18 protein-coding genes are annotated in these 18,636 nt (G+C 74.6%); 10 read left to right on the plus strand and 8 right to left on the minus strand.

What is annotated here, in order from left to right:
• The coding region (locus tag IF73_RS0133395) for an HtaA domain-containing protein (RefSeq protein ID WP_031014393.1) at window positions 1-726 on the minus strand (726 nt) is incomplete at its 3' end.
• Between the two features lie 54 nt (window positions 727-780).
• Window positions 781-2,193 carry an HtaA domain-containing protein gene (locus IF73_RS0133400; RefSeq protein ID WP_031014396.1) on the minus strand — a complete coding sequence of 471 codons (1,413 nt, stop codon included), beginning with the start codon at window positions 2,191-2,193 and terminating at the stop codon, window positions 781-783.
• A gap of 140 nt (window positions 2,194-2,333) precedes the next feature.
• On the opposite strand from IF73_RS0133400, the gene IF73_RS0133405 reads away from it, so the two are divergent.
• The 7 genes from IF73_RS0133405 to IF73_RS0133435 all read left to right on the plus strand — a co-directional run bounded on the left by IF73_RS0133405 (window position 2,334) and on the right by IF73_RS0133435 (window position 9,738).
• A complete protein-coding gene (locus IF73_RS0133405; protein WP_051717566.1) occupies window positions 2,334-3,335 on the plus strand; it encodes a heme/hemin ABC transporter substrate-binding protein in 1,002 nt (333 codons plus the stop codon).
• Window positions 3,332-4,420: a FecCD family ABC transporter permease gene (locus IF73_RS0133410; protein ID WP_031014400.1), complete on the plus strand. Its 1,089-nt coding sequence runs from the start codon at window positions 3,332-3,334 to the stop codon at window positions 4,418-4,420. The genes IF73_RS0133405 and IF73_RS0133410 overlap by 4 nt, the downstream gene beginning before the upstream one ends.
• Entirely contained in the window at window positions 4,417-5,280 is an 864-nt protein-coding gene (locus IF73_RS0133415) for a heme ABC transporter ATP-binding protein (protein WP_031014402.1), read from the plus strand. The genes IF73_RS0133410 and IF73_RS0133415 overlap by 4 nt, the downstream gene beginning before the upstream one ends.
• A gap of 176 nt (window positions 5,281-5,456) precedes the next feature.
• On the plus strand, window positions 5,457-6,611 hold the full coding sequence (efeO, locus tag IF73_RS0133420; RefSeq protein ID WP_031014405.1) for an iron uptake system protein EfeO: 1,155 nt from the start codon (window positions 5,457-5,459) through the stop codon (window positions 6,609-6,611).
• Window positions 6,608-7,843: an iron uptake transporter deferrochelatase/peroxidase subunit gene (efeB, locus tag IF73_RS0133425; RefSeq protein WP_031014408.1), complete on the plus strand. Its 1,236-nt coding sequence runs from the start codon at window positions 6,608-6,610 to the stop codon at window positions 7,841-7,843. The genes efeO and efeB overlap by 4 nt, the downstream gene beginning before the upstream one ends.
• Before the next feature lie 19 nt (window positions 7,844-7,862).
• Window positions 7,863-8,741, plus strand: coding sequence for an iron uptake transporter permease EfeU (gene efeU, locus IF73_RS0133430; protein ID WP_031014411.1), 879 nt, complete (start codon window positions 7,863-7,865; stop codon window positions 8,739-8,741).
• 31 nt (window positions 8,742-8,772) lie between these two features.
• Window positions 8,773-9,738 carry a hypothetical protein gene (locus IF73_RS0133435; RefSeq protein WP_031014412.1) on the plus strand — a complete coding sequence of 322 codons (966 nt, stop codon included), beginning with the start codon at window positions 8,773-8,775 and terminating at the stop codon, window positions 9,736-9,738.
• 24 nt (window positions 9,739-9,762) lie between these two features.
• On the opposite strand, the gene IF73_RS0133440 is transcribed toward IF73_RS0133435, so the two are convergent.
• Complete coding sequence (locus IF73_RS0133440) at window positions 9,763-10,536, minus strand: bifunctional DNA primase/polymerase (RefSeq protein WP_031014416.1); 774 nt, start codon at window positions 10,534-10,536, stop codon at window positions 9,763-9,765.
• Between the two features lie 113 nt (window positions 10,537-10,649).
• Window positions 10,650-11,276, minus strand: a complete 627-nt coding sequence (locus IF73_RS0133445; protein WP_031014418.1) for a TetR/AcrR family transcriptional regulator — start codon at window positions 11,274-11,276, stop codon at window positions 10,650-10,652.
• 212 nt (window positions 11,277-11,488) lie between these two features.
• On the opposite strand from IF73_RS0133445, the gene ddaH reads away from it, so the two are divergent.
• Complete coding sequence (ddaH, locus tag IF73_RS0133450; RefSeq protein ID WP_402311747.1) at window positions 11,489-12,319, plus strand: dimethylargininase; 831 nt, start codon at window positions 11,489-11,491, stop codon at window positions 12,317-12,319.
• Here ddaH and IF73_RS0133455 read toward each other — a convergent pair.
• Together IF73_RS0133455 and IF73_RS0133460 are read right to left on the minus strand one after the other, a co-directional pair.
• The gene (locus tag IF73_RS0133455) at window positions 12,316-13,302 is read right to left on the minus strand and encodes a small ribosomal subunit Rsm22 family protein (protein ID WP_031014423.1); all 987 of its coding nucleotides are present in this window, start codon (window positions 13,300-13,302) and stop codon (window positions 12,316-12,318) included. The two genes, ddaH and IF73_RS0133455, sit on opposite strands and share 4 nt — an antisense overlap.
• A 64-nt stretch (window positions 13,303-13,366) precedes the next feature.
• Window positions 13,367-14,635: a Bcr/CflA family multidrug efflux MFS transporter gene (locus IF73_RS0133460; protein ID WP_031014425.1), complete on the minus strand. Its 1,269-nt coding sequence runs from the start codon at window positions 14,633-14,635 to the stop codon at window positions 13,367-13,369.
• An 87-nt stretch (window positions 14,636-14,722) separates the two neighbouring features.
• On the opposite strand from IF73_RS0133460, the gene IF73_RS0133465 reads away from it, so the two are divergent.
• Window positions 14,723-15,727 (plus strand): Gfo/Idh/MocA family protein, encoded by a 1,005-nt coding sequence (locus IF73_RS0133465; RefSeq protein WP_037881308.1) that lies wholly within the window; start codon window positions 14,723-14,725, stop codon window positions 15,725-15,727.
• Here IF73_RS0133465 and IF73_RS0133470 read toward each other — a convergent pair.
• On the minus strand, window positions 15,714-17,357 hold the full coding sequence (locus IF73_RS0133470) for an alkaline phosphatase D family protein (RefSeq protein ID WP_031014430.1): 1,644 nt from the start codon (window positions 17,355-17,357) through the stop codon (window positions 15,714-15,716). The two genes, IF73_RS0133465 and IF73_RS0133470, sit on opposite strands and share 14 nt — an antisense overlap.
• A gap of 167 nt (window positions 17,358-17,524) precedes the next feature.
• On the opposite strand from IF73_RS0133470, the gene IF73_RS0133475 reads away from it, so the two are divergent.
• Window positions 17,525-18,268 (plus strand): SDR family oxidoreductase, encoded by a 744-nt coding sequence (locus IF73_RS0133475; RefSeq protein WP_031014432.1) that lies wholly within the window; start codon window positions 17,525-17,527, stop codon window positions 18,266-18,268.
• Between the two features lie 4 nt (window positions 18,269-18,272).
• On the opposite strand, the gene IF73_RS0133480 is transcribed toward IF73_RS0133475, so the two are convergent.
• A complete protein-coding gene (locus tag IF73_RS0133480) occupies window positions 18,273-18,605 on the minus strand; it encodes a hypothetical protein (RefSeq protein ID WP_031014435.1) in 333 nt (110 codons plus the stop codon).
• Window positions 18,606-18,636 lie beyond the last annotated feature (31 nt).

The following is an 18,636-nucleotide window of genomic DNA, read 5'->3' on the forward strand; positions in this document are numbered from 1 at the left end:
CGGCGGGGTCGTGGGGGGCGTGGTGGTGGTGGGCGTGGTGGTGGTGGGCGGCGGCGGCGTGGTGGGCGGGGTGGTCGGGCGGGCGCCGGCCTTCACGGTGAGGGTGGCGGCGTCGAGAGCGTCGCCCGCCTTGTAGAAGCCGGCGAAGGCGGCGGCGCCGTCCTCGGTGAGCTTCGCCGGGATGTCCTTGAAGACCATCGCGCCGCCGGCGCCCCGGCCGGGGCGGACGCCGGTCATGTCGAGTGCGGCGAAGGAGACGTCGTCGCGGGTGGTGAAGGTGCCGTCCTTCTCCTTGGTGACGACGTCAGCGGTGATCTCGCCGGTCGGCGCGGCGGAGCCGGCGGTCCGGAGCCGCACGTCGGAGATCCGGATGTCGAGGGCGCCCTCGTGGGCCTCGAAGTGGACGCCGCCCTTGAAGGCGGTGGCGGTGGCGTGGCTCGTCGTGTCGTAGGTGCCGGTGCCGTCGACGAAGGTGAAGACGCCGTTGCCGGCCGCCTGGGTCGCGCCGCCCTCCGTCGTGGTCCTCCCCTTGGCGAAGGGCTGGGCGAGGTAGGAGCGGAAGGACTGCTTGATGCCCCAGTCCAGGGTGCCGTCCACCAGGGACGTCGGCGGGGCCGGGGTGTCGGCGGCCGCGGGAAGAGCGAGGGTCAGGGCGCCGGCGCCCAGGGCGGCGGCCGTGGTGACGGCGGCGGCCAGAGTGACGGGGCGGCGCATACGGGTGGCCATGTCGGGGTTCTCCTCGGCGGGGACAGCGGGGGTGTGGGGTGGAGGGGGGTGAGGTCAGTCGGTGGGGCCGGCGGTGCGGCGCCGGCGGAGGAGGGCGTACGCGACGGCGGCGGCGGCCAGGACGCCCGCGCCGATCCCGGCGTAGACGCCGAGGGGGGTGCCGGAGTCCGCGGCGGACGAGGCGGTCACCGGCACGGCGGACGGGGCGCCCGAGGCGGACGGGGACGGGGAGGCCGGAGCGGTCGGGTCGCTGCCGAGGTCGGGCAGGGCCGGGAGCGCGGCGGCCGGGTCGACGGAGACGGCGAGGGAGACCGGGTCCATCACGGTGCCCGCCTTGTACATCCCGCCGAAGGCGCGGGCTCCTCCCTCGGTGAGGGTGGCGGGCGCCTCGGTGACGACGGCGAGGCCCTTCTCCGGGACGAGGCCGCGGGCGGCGAAGGTGACGAGGGGCACGTCCCGCTCGGTTCTGCCGGAGCTGGTGACGTCGGCGGCGAGGGTGCCGGTGCCGCCGGTCACCTTCACGGTGACCCCGGCGAGGGTGAGGTCGAGCGGGGTGCCGGTGAAGCGGACGCTGCCGGCGAAGGCGGCGTCGAGGGTGCCGGTGGCGGGGTCGTAGGTGCCCTTGCCGGAGGGGAAGCGGAAGAGCGCTCCGCCGTCCTGGGCGCCGTCGGAGAGCGTCCACCTACCCTGCGCGAGGGAGCCGGTGACGTACTCGCGGAAGGTGCGCCGGACGCCCCAGTCGACGGCGGCGGTCCGCAGCGAGGGGGAGACCGCCCGCGTGGGCTTCGGCGTCGGACTCGGCTGGGCGGAGGGCGACTTCGCGGTGGGCGACTTCGCGGGCGGCGCGGCTTCGACGTCCACGGTGAGGCTGATCGGGTCGAGCGCGGTGCCGGCCGGGTAGTAGCCGGCGAAGGCGGCGGCGCCCTGGGCCGTGAGCGTGGCGGGGACGTTCGCGAGGGAGACGGGGCTGGTGCCGCCGCGCATGTCGAGGCCGCCGAGGTTCAGGGTGGCGAGCGGGACCTGGGAGCGGACCGTCAGGGCGCCGCCGCCCTTGGCCTTGCTCGCCATGTCGGCGTAGAGGGTGCCGGTGCCGCCCTGGATCCGCACCCGGGGGCTGCCGATGGTGAGGTCGAGCTCGTGCGTGCCGTCGGCCTTGCGGTGTCCGGTGAAGTGGACGCCGCCGCCGAACGCGGCTTCGAAGGCGCCGGTGGCGGGGTCGTACGCACCCCGCGCGGAGTGGAAGCGGTACTGGGTGCCGACCGTGCCGGCGCCACCGGTGAGGCTCCAACTGCCGTGCGCGATGGGCCCGGTGACGTAGCTCTGGAAGGAGGACTTGATGCCCCAGTCGAGCCGGCCGCCCCGCACCGGGCTGCTCTCCGCGTGGGCCGCGGCGGCCGGGACGAGGGCGGCGAGCAGGGCCGCGAACAGGGTCACGGCGAGTGCGCGGCAGGGTCTGGACAGCAGCATGGAGCACCCCTCCGGGGGCTAGCGAGTAAGGTAAGGCTAACCTAAGCTACATCCAGCCCGGCGGGAACCCATCCCACCCGAGACCGAAGGCCGAAGGCCGGGCCACGAACCTCCGACGCGGAACGACAGGACGGTGTCCGGTGCGCAGAACTCGCCTCGCGGGAGCGCTGACAGCAGTGATCGCCCTCGCCCTCACGGCGGCCGGATGCGGGGGCGGTGACGCTCCGAAGGCAGCCCCCGGCGCGATGGCGGCGGCCGCCCCCGACCGGGTCGAACCGCTCCCCTCCCCCGCCTCCCCCCGACTCCCCGTCACCGTCGCCTCCGCCGACGGGCGGAAGGTGACCGTCGGCTCCGCCGACCGGATCGTGCCGCTCAGCGGCTCGCTCAGCGAGATCGTCTTCACCCTCGGCCTGGGCGACCGGGTGGTGGCCCGGGACGTCACCGCCACCTTCGAACAGGCCGCGGAGCTCCCGGTGGTGACCCGCGCCCACGACGTCTCCGCCGAGAGCGTCCTCTCCCTCAGACCGACCCTCGTCCTCGCCGAGTCCACCACCGGCCCCGCCGAGGCGATCGCCCAGATCCGCGACGCGGGCGTCCCGCTCGTCGTCGTCCCGGCCGCCGAGGACCTCGACGACGTCGGCAGCCGCATCGACGACGTCGCCGCCGCGCTGGGCGTGCCCGCCGCCGGCACGGAGCTGCGCGAGCGGACCGCCGAACGGCTCGACGCCGTACGGCAGAAGATCCCGGCCCGCGCCGAGAAGCCGCGCGTCGCCTTCCTCTACGTGCGCGGCTCGGCCGCCGTCTACCTCCTCGGCGGCGCCGGTTCCGGGGCGAGTTCGCTCCTGGAGGCCGCCGGGGCCGTCGACGCGGGCAAGGAGTCCGGGCTGACGAAGGACTTCACCCCCGTCACCAGCGAGGCGCTCGCCGCGGCGGCGCCCGACGCGATCCTCGTCATGACCAAGGGACTCCAGTCCGTCGGCGGCGTCGACGGGCTGGTGAGGATCCCCGGCGTCGCCGAGACCCCGGCCGGCGCCGACCGCCGGGTCGTCTCCGTCGACGACGGCGTCCTCCTCAACTACGGCCCGCGCACCGACCAGGTGCTCGCCTCGCTCGTCGACCAGCTCTACCGGGACACCCCGTGACGGCCCTCCGGGAGCGGCCGGTCCTCCCGGCCGCGACGACCCCGGCGGCCGGCCCCCGGCGGGGCAGGGCCGCGCTGCTCACCGGCGGGCTGCTCGCCGCGCTGCTGCTGCTCGCCCTGCTGTCCGCCGGCATCGGCGCGTACGGCATCCCGCTCGGCGACGTGCTCGCCTCGGTCCTGCACCGGACCGGCCTCGGCGGGCACGCCCTCGACCGGACCGCCGAGAGCGTGCTGTGGAACATCCGGCTGCCCCGGGTGGTGCTCGCCGTGCTCGTCGGCGCCTCCCTCGGCTGCGCCGGCGCCCTGATGCAGGGCGTCTTCGGCAACCCGCTCGCCGAACCCGGCGTCATCGGCGTCTCGTCCGGCGCCGCCGTCGGCGCGGTCGGCGCGATCGTGCTCGGCGCGGGCTTCCTCGGCACCTGGACCGTGAGCGTCTTCGCCTTCGCGGGCGGGCTCGTCACGGTGGTGCTCGTCTACGCGATGTCCCGCTCGGGCGGCCGGACCGAGGTCGTCACCCTGATCCTCACCGGCATCGCCGTGACCGCCTTCGCGGGCGCGCTCATCGGGCTGTTCGTCTTCTTCGCGGACAACGCCCAGATCAGCCAGATCACCTTCTGGCAGCTGGGCTCGCTGGCCCAGGCCACCTGGCCGAAGGTGCTCGCGGTGCTGCCGTGCGCGCTGCTCGGCCTGGCCGTCGCCCCGCTGTACGCCCGCCGGCTCGACCTGCTCGCGCTCGGCGAGCGGCCCGCCCGGCACCTGGGCGTGGAGGTGGAGCGGCTGCGGATCGCGCTGATCCTGGTGGTGGCGCTCCTCACGGCGGCGGCGGTCGCGGTCTCCGGCATCGTGAGCTTCGTCGGCCTGGTCGTCCCGCATGTGCTGCGGATGGCGAACGGCCCCGGCCACCGCTTCCTGATCCCCGGCAGCGCGCTCGGCGGGGCGGTCGCGCTCACCGCCGGCGACCTGGCGGCCCGCACCCTCGCGGCCCCCGCCGAACTTCCCCTGGGCGTCCTCACCGCCCTCATCGGCAGCCCGTTCTTCTTCTGGCTGCTGCGCAGGACCCGCAGGAAGCAGGGGGGTTGGGCGTGATCGGCGTGTTCAGGAGGCGCACGAGGGAGCTGCCGGCGGCCGTGGAGCCCGGCGGGCTCGCCGCCGAGGCCGACGGGGTGACGGTGGCGCGGGGGCGGCGGACCGTCCTCGACGGGGCCCGGATCGGGGTGCGCGCCGGCGAGGTGCTGGCCCTGGTGGGGCCCAACGGCGCCGGGAAGTCGACGCTGTTGTCCGTGCTCGCCGGGGACCTGGCGCCCGCGGCGGGGTCGGTACGGATCGGGGGCCGGGCTGCCGGCGACTGGACCGCGCCGGAGCTGGCGCTGCGCCGGGCGGTGCTGCCGCAGACCGCCGAACTCTCCTTCCCCTTCACGGTCGAGGAGGTGGTCCGGATGGGCCGGGCCCCCTGGGCGGGCACCGGGCGGGAGGCGGAGGACGCGGCGGCGGTCGCGGAGGCGATGGCCGCGACCGGGGTCACGGGGTTCGCCGCCCGTCCGTTCTCCGCGCTCTCCGGCGGGGAGCGGGCCCGGGTGGCGCTGGCCCGGGTGCTGGCCCAGCGGGCCGGGCTGCTGCTGCTCGACGAGCCGACGGCCGCGCTCGACCTGCGCCACCAGGAACTGGTGCTGCGGGTCTGCCGGGAGCGGGCGGCGGCCGGGGACGCGGTGGTGGTCGTGCTGCACGACCTGGGGCTGGCGGCGGCGCACGCGGACCGGGTGGGGATCGTGCACGGGGGCGGCGTGGCCGCCGACGGGCCGCCCGCCGAGGTGTTCGGCGAGGCGCTGCTGAGCCGGGTCTACCGGCAGCCGGTGGAGGTCTTCCCGCACCCGCGGACCGGTGTCCCGCAGGTCGTCCCCCGGCGGGACGGACCCCAGGGCGAAATCACCCCGAACCACCCCGCTTGACCGGTGCTTGACCCCGCGATGGGGTGGTCATGGCGCGCCTGTTACCACCCCGTGTCCGATCCGCCGGACGTGAGAGTCACATCACTGGACGTGGGGGTTTGACTGAGGTAAGCCTCGGTTAAGTTAGGTCCGCCTCAGTGGCCGTTCCCGTCCCGTCGCCCCGTCCTGGAGCCCTCATGCGAGCCGTCCGCACCACCGCCGTCACCGCCCTGGCGGGCGCCGCCGTCGTCGCCGCCGTCACCGGCTGCACCGCGAAGAGCGACGCCAAGGGGGACGCCGACGGCATCACCGTCACCGCCAAGGACGACTCCTGCGAGGTGTCGAAGAAGGAGTTCCCGGCCGGCCACGTCACCCTGAACGTGGAGAACCGCGGCTCCAAGGTCACCGAGGTCTACGTCCTCTACCCGGACGACCGGATCGTCACCGAGCGCGAGAACATCGGCCCCGGCACCAAGGCCGCGCTCACCGCCGAGATCAAGGCCGGCTCGTACGCCGTCGTCTGCAAGCCCGGCATGACCGGCGCCGGCATCCGCCAGACCGTCACCCTCACCGGCGGCGCCGCCGCCCCCAAGCGCTCCGCCGAGATGGACGCCGCCGTCGCCGCCTACCGCCAGTACGTCCAGGCCCAGGCCGACGAGACGCTGCCCAGGGTGAAGGTCTTCACCGACGCCGTCCGCGCCGGCGACCTGGAGGCCGCGAAGAAGGCGTACGCCCCCTCCCGCATCGGCTGGGAGCGCACCGAGCCCGTCGCCGAGTCCTTCGGCGACATCGACCCGAAGGTCGACGTCCGCGAGGACGGCCTGGAGGAGGGCCAGGACCCGGCGAAGGACTGGACCGGCTGGCACCGCCTGGAGAAGGCGCTCTGGCAGGACAAGAAGATCACCGCCCGTGAGAAGCAGCTCGCCGACCTGCTCGACAAGGACCTCGCGGACTGGGTGAAGCGGGTCGGCAAGGCCGAGATCACCCCCACCTCCATGGCCAACGGCGCCAAGGAACTCCTCGACGAGGTCGCCACCGGCAAGGTCACCGGCGAGGAGGAGCGCTACTCCCACACCGACCTGGTCGACTTCAAGGCCAACGTCGAGGGCGCCCAGAAGTCCTTCGAGCTGCTCAAGCCGGTCGCCGCGAAGAACGACGCCGCGCTCGTCGCCGAACTCGACCGGCAGTTCGCCGCGCTGAACACGCTGCTCGACACGTACCGCGCCGACAAGACCGGGTACGACTTCACCTCCTACGACAAGGTCGGCAAGGCCCAGCGCAAGGAGCTGTCGGACGGCGTCAACGCGCTGGCCGAGCCGCTCTCCAAGCTCGCCGCGGCGGTCGTCAAGTGAGCCCGGCGCCCGCCCGCCGCACCGTCCTCGCCGCCGGCGGCGGCCTCGCCCTCGGTGCCGCCGTCGCCGGCGGCGCCGTGGCGCTGACCCGCGACGGGGACGCCACGACGCCGGTCGCCGACAGCGGCGCCGCCGTCCCCTTCCACGGCGCCCACCAGGCCGGCATCGCCACCCCCGTCCAGGACCGGCTGCACTTCGCCGCCTTCGACGTCACCACCGACGACCGCGAGAAGCTGGTGAGGCTCCTCAAGGAGTGGACCCGAGCCGCCGAGCGGATGACCGCCGGCCGCGAGGTCGGCGAGGGCGCCCACGGCGGGCTGCCGGAGGCGCCGCCGGACGACACCGGCGAGGCGCTCGGCCTGAAGCCGTCCCGCCTCACCCTCACCGTCGGCTTCGGCCCCTCCCTCTTCGACGGGCGGTTCGGGCTGAAGGACAGGCGTCCCGGGGACCTGGTGGAGCTGCCCAGGTTCCCGGGCGACAACCTCGACCCGGCCCGCAGCGGCGGCGACCTGTGCGTCCAGGCGTGCGCCGACGACCCGCAGGTCGCCGTGCACGCCATCCGCAACCTCGCCCGGATCGGCTTCGGCACGGTCGCGGTCCGCTGGTCCCAGCTGGGCTTCGGCAAGACCTCCTCGACCACCCCGGACGCGCAGACCCCGCGCAACCTCTTCGGCTTCAAGGACGGCACCCGGAACATCGCCGGCACCGACGCCGCCGCCCTCGACCGGCACGTCTGGGTCGGTGCGAAGGACGCCACCGGCGGCGCCGCCTGGATGGCCGGCGGCTCGTACCTGGTCGCCCGCCGCATCCGGATGAACGTCGAGACCTGGGACCGCACCCCGCTCGCCGAGCAGGAGGACATCTTCGGCCGGGACAAGAAGGAGGGCGCGCCCGTCGGCAAGGCGAAGGAGCACGACGAGCCGTTCCTGAAGGCGATGAAGCCGGACTCGCACGTCCGGCTCGCCCACCCGGACACCAACGGCGGGGCGACCCTGCTGCGCCGCGGCTACTCCTTCACCGACGGCACGGACGGCCTGGGCCGGCTCGACGCGGGCCTGTTCTTCCTCGCGTACCAGAAGGACGTCCGGGCCGGCTTCGTCCGGGTGCAGACCGCGCTCGCGGCGTCGGACGCCCTCAACGAGTACATCCAGCACGTCGGCTCGGCGGTCTTCGCCGTCCCGCCCGGCGTCCGCGACGCGGACGACTGGTGGGGCCGCGGCCTTTTCTCGTAACCCCCCGGAGGTGTACGCCGTGTTCGGCAACTATCTGATCGGCCTGCGCGAGGGGCTGGAGGCCAGCCTCGTCGTCTGCATCCTCATCGCCTACCTGGTGAAGACCGGCCGGCGGGACGCGCTGAAGCCGATCTGGGCCGGGTTCGGCGTGGCCGTCGGCATCGCGCTCGCCTTCGGCGCCGGCCTGGAGTTCGGCTCCCAGGAGCTGACCTTCGAGGCGCAGGAGCTGCTCGGCGGCTCGCTGTCCATCCTCGCCGTGGTGCTGGTGACCTGGATGGTCTTCTGGATGAGGAAGACCGCCCGGCACCTGCGGGCGGAGCTGCACGGCAAGCTCGACGCGGCCCTGGCGACGGGCACCGGCGCGCTCGTCGCCACCGCCTTCCTGGCCGTGGGCCGGGAGGGCCTGGAGACCGCCCTCTTCGTGTGGGCGTCGGTGCGGGCCTCCTCCGACGGCAGCCACGCGCCGCTGATCGGCGTGGTGCTCGGCCTGCTGACGGCGGTGCTCCTCGGCTGGCTGTTCTACCGGGGCGCGCTGAGGATCGACCTGGCGAGGTTCTTCACCTGGACCGGCGGGATGCTGGTCGTGGTGGCGGCGGGCGTCCTCGCGTACGGCGTGCACGACCTCCAGGAGGCGCGCTTCCTCGGCGGCCTCGCGGACAAGGCGTTCGACGTCTCGGCGACGGTCCCGCCGGACAGCTGGTACGGCACGCTCCTCAAGGGCGTGTTCAACTTCCAGCCCGACCCGACGGTCCTTCAGGTCACGGTGTGGGCGCTGTATCTGGTCCCGACGCTCGCGCTCTTCCTCGCCCCGATAGGGTCGGGTCCGTCCGTGCGCGTGGAGAAGCAGAAGGCGACCGATGAGAAGGCTGAGGCCGGAACGGCAGACCCGGCGGTCTGAGGTACGGCGGGGACGGCGTCCCGCGAGGACCCTGGCGGCCGTCGCCGCGGCGACGGTCGTGGCGCTGACGGCGAGCGGCTGCGTGACCGTCCACGGCGAGACCGCCGTCGTGACGGGCGCGACCCCGGAGGAGGCGACGGCGGCGCTGGCCTCCTTCGTCACCGCGTTCAACCGGGCCGACAAGGCCAACGACCCGAAGCTCGACGCCGAGCGGGTGACCGGCCCGCTCGGGGCGATCAACCAGGCCGGGCTGAGGTCGAAGTCGGTGACCCAGCCGGAGGGCAATCCGGACCACGAGCCGCTGGAGCTGCGCGACGCCCGCTTCCTGGTCCCCAGGAAGGCGGGCTGGCCGCGCTGGTTCGTCGCGGACACCGACGCCAACCGGGACGACGGCACCCCCGGGGCGGACAACCGCTGGCTGGTCGCCTTCGTCCGCAACGGCCCCGACCAGGGGTGGAAGGCCGCCCATCTGGTGATCCTCGGCCGCGACGAGATGCCCGAGTTCGCCGAGGCGGACGGGGGCCTGGTGCCGGTCGCCGCCGGCTCGGACGCGCTCGCGGTCGCTCCCGGCGAGCTGAGCGAGCGGTACGCCGCGTATCTGAAGGACGGCGGGGCGAGTCCGTTCGCCGCCGGCGCGCACACCACCGAGTGGCGCGAGAAGCGGGCCCGTACCGCCCAGCGGCCCGGCCTGGCCACCCAGTTCATCGACCGGGCCGCCGACGCGGGCGACTTCGCGCCGCTGGCGCTCGGGACGGCGGACGGCGGGGCGCTGGTCTTCTTCGCCAGCCGCCACTTCGAGCGGCAGACGACCTCGCCCGGCTACCGGCCGAAGCTGGGCCCGGAGCTGCGGGCCCTGATGAAGGGCGAGCTCAGGAACACGGTGACCAAGGAGTGGGTGTCCAGCCAGGCCGTCCTGGTGAAGCCGGCGGGCACCGAGCGGGACGCGGTCACCTTCGCGGGCCGGCTCCAGGGCGTGGTGGCCGTCGAGGGCTCGTAGCCGCTCCCGCTCCCGGGCGGGGGGTCAGCGGGTGAGGGGCCAGGCGATCTCGTGGGCCTCGTCCCCGTCCCCGGCCTCCCGCTCGGCGGCGTGCCGGGCGCAGGCGTCGGTGAGGGTCTCCAGCAGGTTCAGCGGGTCGGGCAGGGCGTGCTCGGGGCCGCGGACCCAGCCGACGACCGGGTGGTCGTCCTCGTCACCGGGCAGCCGGGCGGGCGGGACCAGGACGTAGCTGCCGCGGCAGTGCCAGCGCAGGCCGGGATGCTCGTCCATGGTCTCGGGATGGCAGTCCAGCTCGCAGGGCCACCACTCGTCCTCGTCCTCGGGGGTGCCGCGGGTGGCGGTGAAGAAGAGCATCCGGCCGCCGTCGCCGGTGCTGTCCGGGGACTCGGCGACCGGTCCGACCTCGACGCCGTCGGCGAGCAGCCGCTCCAGGGCGGCCCGGCCGGCGGCCAGCGGCACGTCGAGGACGTCGTGGACCATGCCGGTGGCGGTGATGAAGTTCGCCCGGGGCTCGTTCCGCGCCCAGCGCTCGATCTGCGCGCGGTCGGTGGTCGACTGGGTCTGCCAGGCGAAGGAGACCGGGTGCCGGGCCGGGGTGGGACAGCCGATCCGCTCACAGGAACAGCTGTAGCCGACGGGGTAGGCGGCGGGGGCCAGGGGCAGTCCGGCGGCGGCGACGGCCAGGAGCAGCGACTCGCGGGTGTTCCCGTCGTCGGCCGCGGACCGTTTCGGGCGCCGGCGCAGCCACTGTGCGAGTTTGCCCTCCGTGCCGCGGTAGCGGCCGATGCCGTCGCCCATCTATCCCCTCACAGCTCATGCTCGCCCGGTCGTGGCTCTGCCCATCGTCCCACCATCCTGCTCCCCGGGTGACCGGAGTGGGGAACCCGGGCCGGTGACGACGCTCACGCTCGTCACGGCCGGGGCGTGAGGCCGCGCAGGGCGAGGTCGACGAGGGCGTCGGCGTAGGCGTGGGTCAGCGGCCCGGTGCGGTGCAGCCACCGGTGGTGGAGCGGCCCCACCAGGAGCTCGGTGGCGAGCCGGGCGTCGACGTCCGGGTCCGCCTGGCCGGCGGCCTGGGCGGCCTCGATCCGGCGGGCGTACAGCTCCAGTTGCGGTGCGAGGAGGGCGGCGGTGAAGCGGGCGCCGAGCTCGGGGTCGGTGCAGCCCTCGGCGGCGAGCGCCCGGGTGGGGGCGTCGTAGCGGGGGTCGTTCAGCTCGTCCACGGTGGCGCGGAGGACGAGCCTGAGGTCGGCGCCCAGGTCCCCGCTGTCGGGCAGCCCCGCCTGGCCGGGCGCGGCCCCGGCCTCCTCGGCGGCGCGGCCGGCCAGGTCGAGATAGGCGTCGAGCAGGACGGCCGCCTTCGAGGGCCACCACCGGTAGATGGTCTGCTTGCCGACCCCGGCGCGCGCGGCGATCCCCTCGACGGTGGTCTTCCCGTACCCCACCTCGGAGACGAGACCGAGCGCGGCGTCGAAGATGGCCCGCCGGGACCGCTCGCTCCGCCGGGAGGCGTCGGGAACCCTGTGCTGTTCGGACATGCCGCCAACCTACCACCTGGGCGAGACGCCGCGTCTCGCCACTCCGCTCCGGGCAGGGGACGGGTGGCGACGGGGTGGCCGGACGGGGTCGAGCGGGTGTGCGGAGCGCGAACCACCCGAACGGTCCACTGTGCGGGGGCGCCTGAGAGCGGACCATGGCTCCACCGATCCACGGCCCGCCCCGCGGGCCGCCCGTCCGTGAGGAGGCCCGATTGCGCTCCACTCCGCGCGAGTCCTCGCCCCGCCGCTACCTGATGTGCCCACCCGCGCACTTCACGGTGACGTACTCCATCAACCCGTGGATGGACCCGACGAAACCCGTCGACCTGCCGCTCGCCGTCGCCCAGTGGGAGGACCTGGCCGACCGGTACCGGGCCCTCGGGCACACCGTCGAGCTCCTCACCCCCGACCCGGCCCTGCCCGACATGGTCTTCGCCGCGAACGGCGCGACGGTCGTCGGCGGACGGGTCCTCGGCGCCCGCTTCGCCTACCCCGAGCGGACCGCCGAGGCCGACGCGCACCTCGACTGGTTCCGCCGCAACGGCTGGGCCGAGGAGGACCTGCGGGTCCCGCAGCACGTCAACGAGGGCGAGGGCGACTTCGCCGTCACCGACTCCTGGATCCTGGCCGGCACCGGTTTCCGCTCCAGCCCGCTCTCGCACGGCGAGGCGCAGGAGTTCTTCGGACGGCCGGTGATCGGCCTGGAGCTGGTGGACCCGCGCTACTACCACCTGGACACGGCGCTCTGCGTCCTCGACGAGGCGGCCGACGAGGTCATGTACTTCCCGGACGCCTTCTCCCCCGGCAGCCGCGCCGTCCTCGACCGGCTCTTCCCCGACGCCCTGAAGGCCACCGCAGAGGACGCGGCGGCACTCGGGCTCAACGCGGTCAGCGACGGCCGGCACGTGCTGCTCCCCCAGACGGCCACCGGCCTCTTCGCCCCGCTCCGCGCCCGCGGCTTCGAGCCGATCGGCATGGACCTCGGCGAACTCCTCAAGGGCGGCGGCAGCGTGAAGTGCTGCACCCAGGAGCTGCGGCCCTAGTCGTCCTCGGCGGGCGGCCAGGAGTCGCCCCACTCGGCGTCACGGGCCTGCTTGTAGAGGGGTCCGTGGCGCTTGGTGACGGTCTCGCGGCCCAGTCCCTCCGGGGCGCAGAGGTCGAGGAGGACGAGGCCCTTGCGGATCTGCGGCCTGCGGGTGACGCGGGCGGGCGCGGGCGTCACGGGGAACCTGGTGGCGGCCACGTACGCGAACTTCTCGTCCTCGTACGGCAGCGAGCCGCCCTTCACCCGGCGGTGCAGCGAGGAACGGCTGACCCGGGCCGAGAAGTGGCACCAGTCGGTGCCCGGTTCGATCGGGCAGGCGCCGCTGTGCGGGCAGGGCGCGGCGACGGTGAAGCCGGCGTCGACGAGGACGGACCGGGCGGCGATGATCCGCTCGTAGCCGTCCGGGGTGCCGGGCTCGACGATCACGACGGCGCCGCGGGCGGCCCGGGCCGCCTCGGTCACCAGCGCGGTCCGGTCGGCCTCGGTGAGCTCCTTGAGCACGTACGAGACGGTGACCAGGTCGGTGTCGGCGAGCCGCAGCGCGGTGCCGATCCGCTCGCGCCGCCAGTCGGCGTCCAGGACGCCGGCGGCCAGTTCGCGGCCGAGGGCGAGCGCGGGCTCGGCCCAGTCGAGGACGGTGGTACGCGGCGGGGCGCCGTCCCACGCCTCGGCGACGGCCCAGCTCGCGGCGCCGGTCCCGCCGCCGACGTCCGTGTGGCTGCCGGGCACCCACTCCGGCGCGGCGGCCCGCAGCGCGTCCAGGGCGGCGCGGGCGGCCTCGACGGTGGCGGGCATCCGGTAGGCGGCGTACGCGACGACGTCGGACCGGTCCCGGAGGACGGGCGCGTCGGTCGGGGTCGCGCCGCGGTAGTGCGCGATCAGCCGCTCGACGGCCTTCGCGGCGTGCGAGGGGGGCAGGCCGTCGAGGACCCTGGCGAGGGCGGCGCGCAGAACATCGACGGAGACGGCGGAATCATTCACCGTCCCCAGTCTAGGCGCCCCTCCTCACCCGCCGTTCCGTCGTGGCCCGGCGCGGGGTCGGGTGTCAGGGGGTCGGGCGCCAGGGGCGGCAGAGGAGGAGGAAGCTCGCCAGCGCGGCGGTCGCGCACGCGAGCTGGACGACCGCCATCGGGACCGCCGTGTGCTCGCCCGCGATGCCGACGAGCGGCGACGCGATCGCGCCGATCAGGAAGGAGGACGTCCCGAGCAGCGCCGACGCCGAGCCCGCCGCGTGCGGCGTCCGCATCAGCGCTTGCGCGTTCGTGTTCGGCAGCGCCAGTCCCATCGCGGACATGAGGACGAAGAGCCCGGCCGCGACCGGCACCAGGCCGACCTCGCCGAAGACGCCCGTCGTCATCAGGAGCAGCGCCGCCGAGGCGAGCAGGACGACGGACAGGCCCCAGCCGAGCGCCTTGTCGAGGCTGACCCGGCCGACGAGCAGCTTGCCGTTGATCTGGCCGACGGCCACGAGGCCGATGGAGTTGAGTCCGAAGAGGAGGCTGAAGGTCTGCGGGGAGGCCCCGTAGATCTCCTGGACGACGAACGGCGACGCCGAGATGTAGGCGAAGAGCGCGGCGAAGGCGAGCCCGCCCGCCAGCATGTAGCCGGTGAAGACGCGGTCGGCGAGCAGTCCGCGCATGGTGCGCAGGGCCTGGCCGACGCCGCCCTCCTGGCGTCGCTCCGGAGGCAGCGTCTCGTGCAGGAAGCGCCAGACGACGAGGGTGAGCAGGACGCCGATGACGGCGAGGACGTGGAAGACGCCCCGCCAGTCGGTGAGCCGCAGGATCTGCCCGCCGATGAGCGGCGCGACGATCGGCGCGACGCCGGAGATCAGCATCAGGGTGGAGAAGAAGCGGGCCATCTCGACGCCGTCGTAGAGGTCGCGGACGACGGCCCGGGCGATGACGATGCCGGCGGCCCCGGCGAGCCCCTGGAGGAGCCGGAAGGCGATGAGGAGTTCGGCGCTGGGCGCGAAGGCGCAGACGGCGGTGGCGAGGACGTAGACGACCATGCCGGCGAGGAGGGGCCGGCGGCGCCCCCACTTGTCGCTCATGGGGCCGACGACGAGCTGGCCGAGCGCCATGCCGGCGAGGCAGGCGGTGAGGGTGAGCTGGACGGTGGCGGCGGGGGCGGTCAGCGAGCGGGTGACCTCCGGCAGGGCCGGCAGGTACATGTCCATGGACAGCGGCGGGAGGGCGGTGAGCCCGCCGAGCACGAGGGTGACGAGCAGTCCGGCCCGCCGGGCGGCGGCGGGAACGACCACCGGGGTTCCGGTTATGTGTCCTTGTGTGGATTTCTGGCCGCTCTCCGGCATCGACTGCTCCATTTCGTTGAATCCTTGCCTATGCTCTCAGCTCGGCGGGGCGGATCGAGACCCTTGGGGTGGACGGACGTGAACGACATGGCCGACATGGTGCGGTGGGGCGTGCTCGCGACGGGCGGGATAGCCGAGCGCTTCGCGACGGATCTCGCGGAGCTGGACGGCGCGGAGGTGGTGGCGGTGGCGTCCCGGACGGAGGCGTCGGCGCGGGCCTTCGCGGACCGGTTCGGGATCGAGCGCGCGTACGGCGGCTGGGACGGCCTCTTCGCCGACCCCGAGGTGGACGTGGTCTACGTGGCGACCCCGCACCACGCCCACCGGGAGGCGGCCGGCCGCGCCCTGGAGGCGGGCAAGGCGGTCCTCTGCGAGAAGGCGTTCACGCTGAACGCGCGGGAGGCCGAGGAGCTGGTCGCGCTCGCCCGCGGCCGCGGCCTCTTCCTCATGGAGGCCATGTGGATGTACTGCAACCCGCTGGTCCGGCGGCTCGCGGAGCTGGTCCGGGACGGCGCGATCGGAGAGGTGCGGACCGTCCAGGCCGACTTCGGACTGGCCGGGCCGTTCGGCCCGGACCACCGGCTGCGGGACCCCGCCGTCGGCGGCGGCGCCCTGCTCGACCTGGGCGTCTACCCGGTGTCGTTCGCCCAGCTGCTGCTCGGCGAGCCGGACTCGGTGCAGGCGCACGCACGGATCTCCCCGGAGGGCGTCGACCTGAACACCGGCATGCTGCTGGGCTGGTCGGACTCGGGCGCCTCGGCGCTGCTGTCCTGCTCGCTGGAGGCGGACACCCCGCTGACCGCCTCGGTGACGGGCACGAAGGGCCGGATCGACGTGCCGCGCGGCTTCTTCTTCCCCGAGCGGTTCACACTGCTGCGGGACGGGGCGGAGCCGGAGGAGTTCACCAACTCCCACGACCCCCACTCGCTGCGGCACGAGGCCGCCGAGGTGATGCGGTGCCTGCGGGCCGGGGAGACGGAGTCGCCGCTGGTGCCGCTGGACGGCACCCTCGCCGTGATGCGGACGCTCGACGCGGTACGCGAGCGCGTCGGCGTCCGCTATCCGCAGGAGGCCGAGCTCACGCGGGTGTGAGCCCCGGCCGGCCGGCCTCCGTCACGAGGGAGGCGGCGGTGGTGACCGGGGCGCCCGGCGTCGTCACGTACGGGACCGTGCGGAAGTCGGCGCGGGCGCTCTCCTCCCCGAGGGTCACGGTGACGTAGCCGCGCCGGCCGTGGAAGAACCTCAGGTGCGGGTTGGCCTGGGTCAGCCGGTCGTAGTTCGACGGGCGGTCGGCGCCGTCCTTGCCGCTGGCGATCGAGGTGGCGACGATCTCGGTCCCCAGCGTCCGGGAGCCCGGGTCGCGGAAGTCGGCCTTGATGTCGAGGCCGTACGAGACGTGGACGTCGCCCGTCAGCACCATCAGGTTCTCCACCCCGGCGGACTCGGCGCCCGCGAGGATCCGCGCGCGGGCGGCCGGGTAGCCGTCCCAGGAGTCCATGGAGAGCTTGAAGTCGGCGGTGGGGCGGTCCCGGCGCTCGGCGAAGACGACCTGCTGGGGCAGCACGTTCCAGCGGGCGTCCGAGGCGCGCCAGCCGTCGAGGAGCCACCGCTCCTGGGCGGCGCCGGTCATGGTGCGGGCCGGGTCCTCGGAGAGCGGGCCCGGGACCTGCCAGCCGTCGCCGTACGCCTGGTCGGAGCGGTACTGCCGGGTGTCGAGGATGTCGAACTGGGCGAGCCGGCCGAAGCTCAGCCGCCGGTACAGCCGCATGTCCGGGCCCTCGGGGAGCTGGGGGCGGCGCAGCGGCTGGTGCTCCCAGTACGCGCGGTAGGCGGCGGCCCGGCGGAGCAGGAACTCCTCCGGCGGGACGGAGTTCTCGGGGATGCCGCCCGCGTAGTTGTTCTCGGTCTCGTGGTCGTCCCAGGTGACGACGAAGGGGTGCGCGGCGTGCGCGGCCCGCAGGTCGGGGTCCGACTTGTAGAGGCCGTACCGCAGCCGGTAGTCCTCCAGGGTGACCGTCTCGCGGTTGAAGACGGCCGGGAGGGTGCGGTCGGTGTAGGCGCGGGCGCCGCCGCTGGCGTTGACGGCGTACTCGTAGAGGTAGTCGCCGAGGTGGAAGACGACGTCGAGGTCCTCGTCGGCGAGGTGCCGGTAGGCCGTGAAGTACCCGTCGTGGTACGCCTGGCAGGAGACGGCGCCGAGCCGCAGTCCGGCCGGCCGGGCCCAGGGCGCGGGCGCGGTGCGGGTCCGTCCGACCGGGCTGACCCAGTCCCCCGCGCGGAAGCGGTAGAAGAACGCGCGCCCCGGCTCCAGGTGCTCGACCTCGACGTGCACGGTGTGGGAGAACTCCGGGTGCGCGGTGGCGCGGCCGCGCCGCACGGTGCGGGTGAAGCGCTCGTCGTGGGCGAGCTCCCAGTGGACGGAGACCCTCTCGGCCGGGAGGCCGCCGCCGGGCTCGAAGGGGCGGGGCGCGAGCCGGGTCCACAGCAGGACCGAGCCGGGCAGCGGGTCGCCGGAGGCGACGCCGAGGGTGAACGGCTCCTCGGTGATGCGGCGCGCGTCCAGCTCCGCGGCGGCGGCCGTGCCGGCGGCGGGCAGCTGGGTGGCGAAGGCGAGCGCGGCGGCGGCGCCGGCCGCGGTGAGGAACCGGCGGCGGCCGAAGTGGCGTGCGGCGGCGCGGAGTTCCTCGCTGTGGGCCGGTGTGCTGCTCGGTGCGGGTGTCATGTGCCCCTCCCCTGACGGTTGGTGTCCGTCGGTATTCGAGGGGCGCGGAGCGACATCGCATTGTCGGGGACAGGTCATCCACGTGTCGGACGGATGAGTTCATGGGGCACGCGTCTGGCGTACGCTGCGCGGCCGGGAGCGACACGAGGCTGGAAAGGCGGTTCGGCATGGGCGTCGCGGTGGTGACGGGAGCGGGTTCGGGCATCGGCCGGGAAGTGGCGCGGGCGCTCGCGGCGGCGGGCTGGTCGGTGGCGCTCGCGGGCCGCAGGCTCGGGCCCCTGGAGGAGACGGCGGAGGGGCCGGCGGACGCCCGCACCCTGTGCGTCCCGACGGACGTGACGTCACCGGAGGAGGTGGCGGCCCTCTTCGACGCGGTACGGGACCGCTTCGGCCGCGTCGACCTGCTCTTCAACAACGCGGGGACGTTCGCCGGCGGCGGCACCCCGGTCGAGGACCTGGCCTACGACACCTGGCGCGCGGTCGTCGACGTCAACCTGACGGGCGCCTTCCTCTGCGCCCAGGCGGCCTTCCGGGCGATGAAGGAGCAGTCCCCGCAGGGCGGCCGGATCATCAACAACGGCTCGATCTCCGCGCACGTGCCGCGCCCGCACGCGATCGCGTACACCGCGACCAAGCACGCCATGACGGGCCTGACCAGGTCCCTGTCGCTGGAGGGCCGCCCGTACCGGATCGCCTGCGGCCAGATCGACATCGGCAACGCGGCCACCGAGATGACGGCCCGCATGCGGACCGGCATCCTCCAGGCCAACGGCGAGCTGGCCGCCGAGCCGGTGATGGACGCGGCGGACGTGGCGGCGACCGTCGTCCACATGGCGGCCCTGCCGCTGGAGGCGAACGTGCAGTTCGCCACGGTGATGGCCACGGCGATGCCCTACATCGGCCGCGGCTGACGGCTCACTCCACGGGGGCCTGCCCGGTCTCGAACCGCGCCACCTTCCCGTCCTCGACGGTGAACCGCCAGACCGTCCGCATGGCCCCCCAGGTGTCGTTGCCGTAGGTGGCGACGAGGCCGAGCCCGTCCTCGGTCTCGCTCTCCACCACCATCCGCCCGTTCGACGAGAAGACCTCCCGCTCGGTCCACTCCGCCAGGTCGCGCTCCGACCCGTCGTCGGACATGGTCGCCCCGGGCGCGAGGGCGGCGGCGAAGGCGTCACGGTCGTTGGCGTTCAGCGCGGCGACGAAGGCGCGCACGGCGGGCTCACGGAGCCGGTCCACGGGAAGCGTCATGCCCTACCCGTACACCGCCCGTCCCGCCCGC

It is taken from the genome of Streptomyces sp. NRRL F-5727, from assembly GCF_000719555.1.
Taxonomy (GTDB): Bacteria; Actinomycetota; Actinomycetes; order Streptomycetales; family Streptomycetaceae; genus Streptomyces.

Bases quoted from the DNA above. Each gene is read 5' to 3' on its own strand.
- IF73_RS0133400 (WP_031014396.1), bottom strand. From the start codon at position 2,193: ATGCTGCTGTCCAGACCCTGCCGCGCACTCGCCGTGACCCTGTTCGCG.
- efeO (WP_031014405.1), top strand. From the start codon at position 5,457: ATGCGAGCCGTCCGCACCACCGCCGTCACCGCCCTGGCGGGCGCCGCC.
- IF73_RS0133440 (WP_031014416.1), bottom strand. From the start codon at position 10,536: ATGGGCGACGGCATCGGCCGCTACCGCGGCACGGAGGGCAAACTCGCA.
- IF73_RS0133445 (WP_031014418.1), bottom strand. From the start codon at position 11,276: ATGTCCGAACAGCACAGGGTTCCCGACGCCTCCCGGCGGAGCGAGCGG.
- IF73_RS0133460 (WP_031014425.1), bottom strand. From the start codon at position 14,635: ATGCCGGAGAGCGGCCAGAAATCCACACAAGGACACATAACCGGAACC.
- IF73_RS0133465 (WP_037881308.1), top strand. From the start codon at position 14,723: ATGGCCGACATGGTGCGGTGGGGCGTGCTCGCGACGGGCGGGATAGCC.
- IF73_RS0133470 (WP_031014430.1), bottom strand. From the start codon at position 17,357: ATGACACCCGCACCGAGCAGCACACCGGCCCACAGCGAGGAACTCCGC.
- IF73_RS0133475 (WP_031014432.1), top strand. From the start codon at position 17,525: ATGGGCGTCGCGGTGGTGACGGGAGCGGGTTCGGGCATCGGCCGGGAA.
- IF73_RS0133480 (WP_031014435.1), bottom strand. From the start codon at position 18,605: ATGACGCTTCCCGTGGACCGGCTCCGTGAGCCCGCCGTGCGCGCCTTC.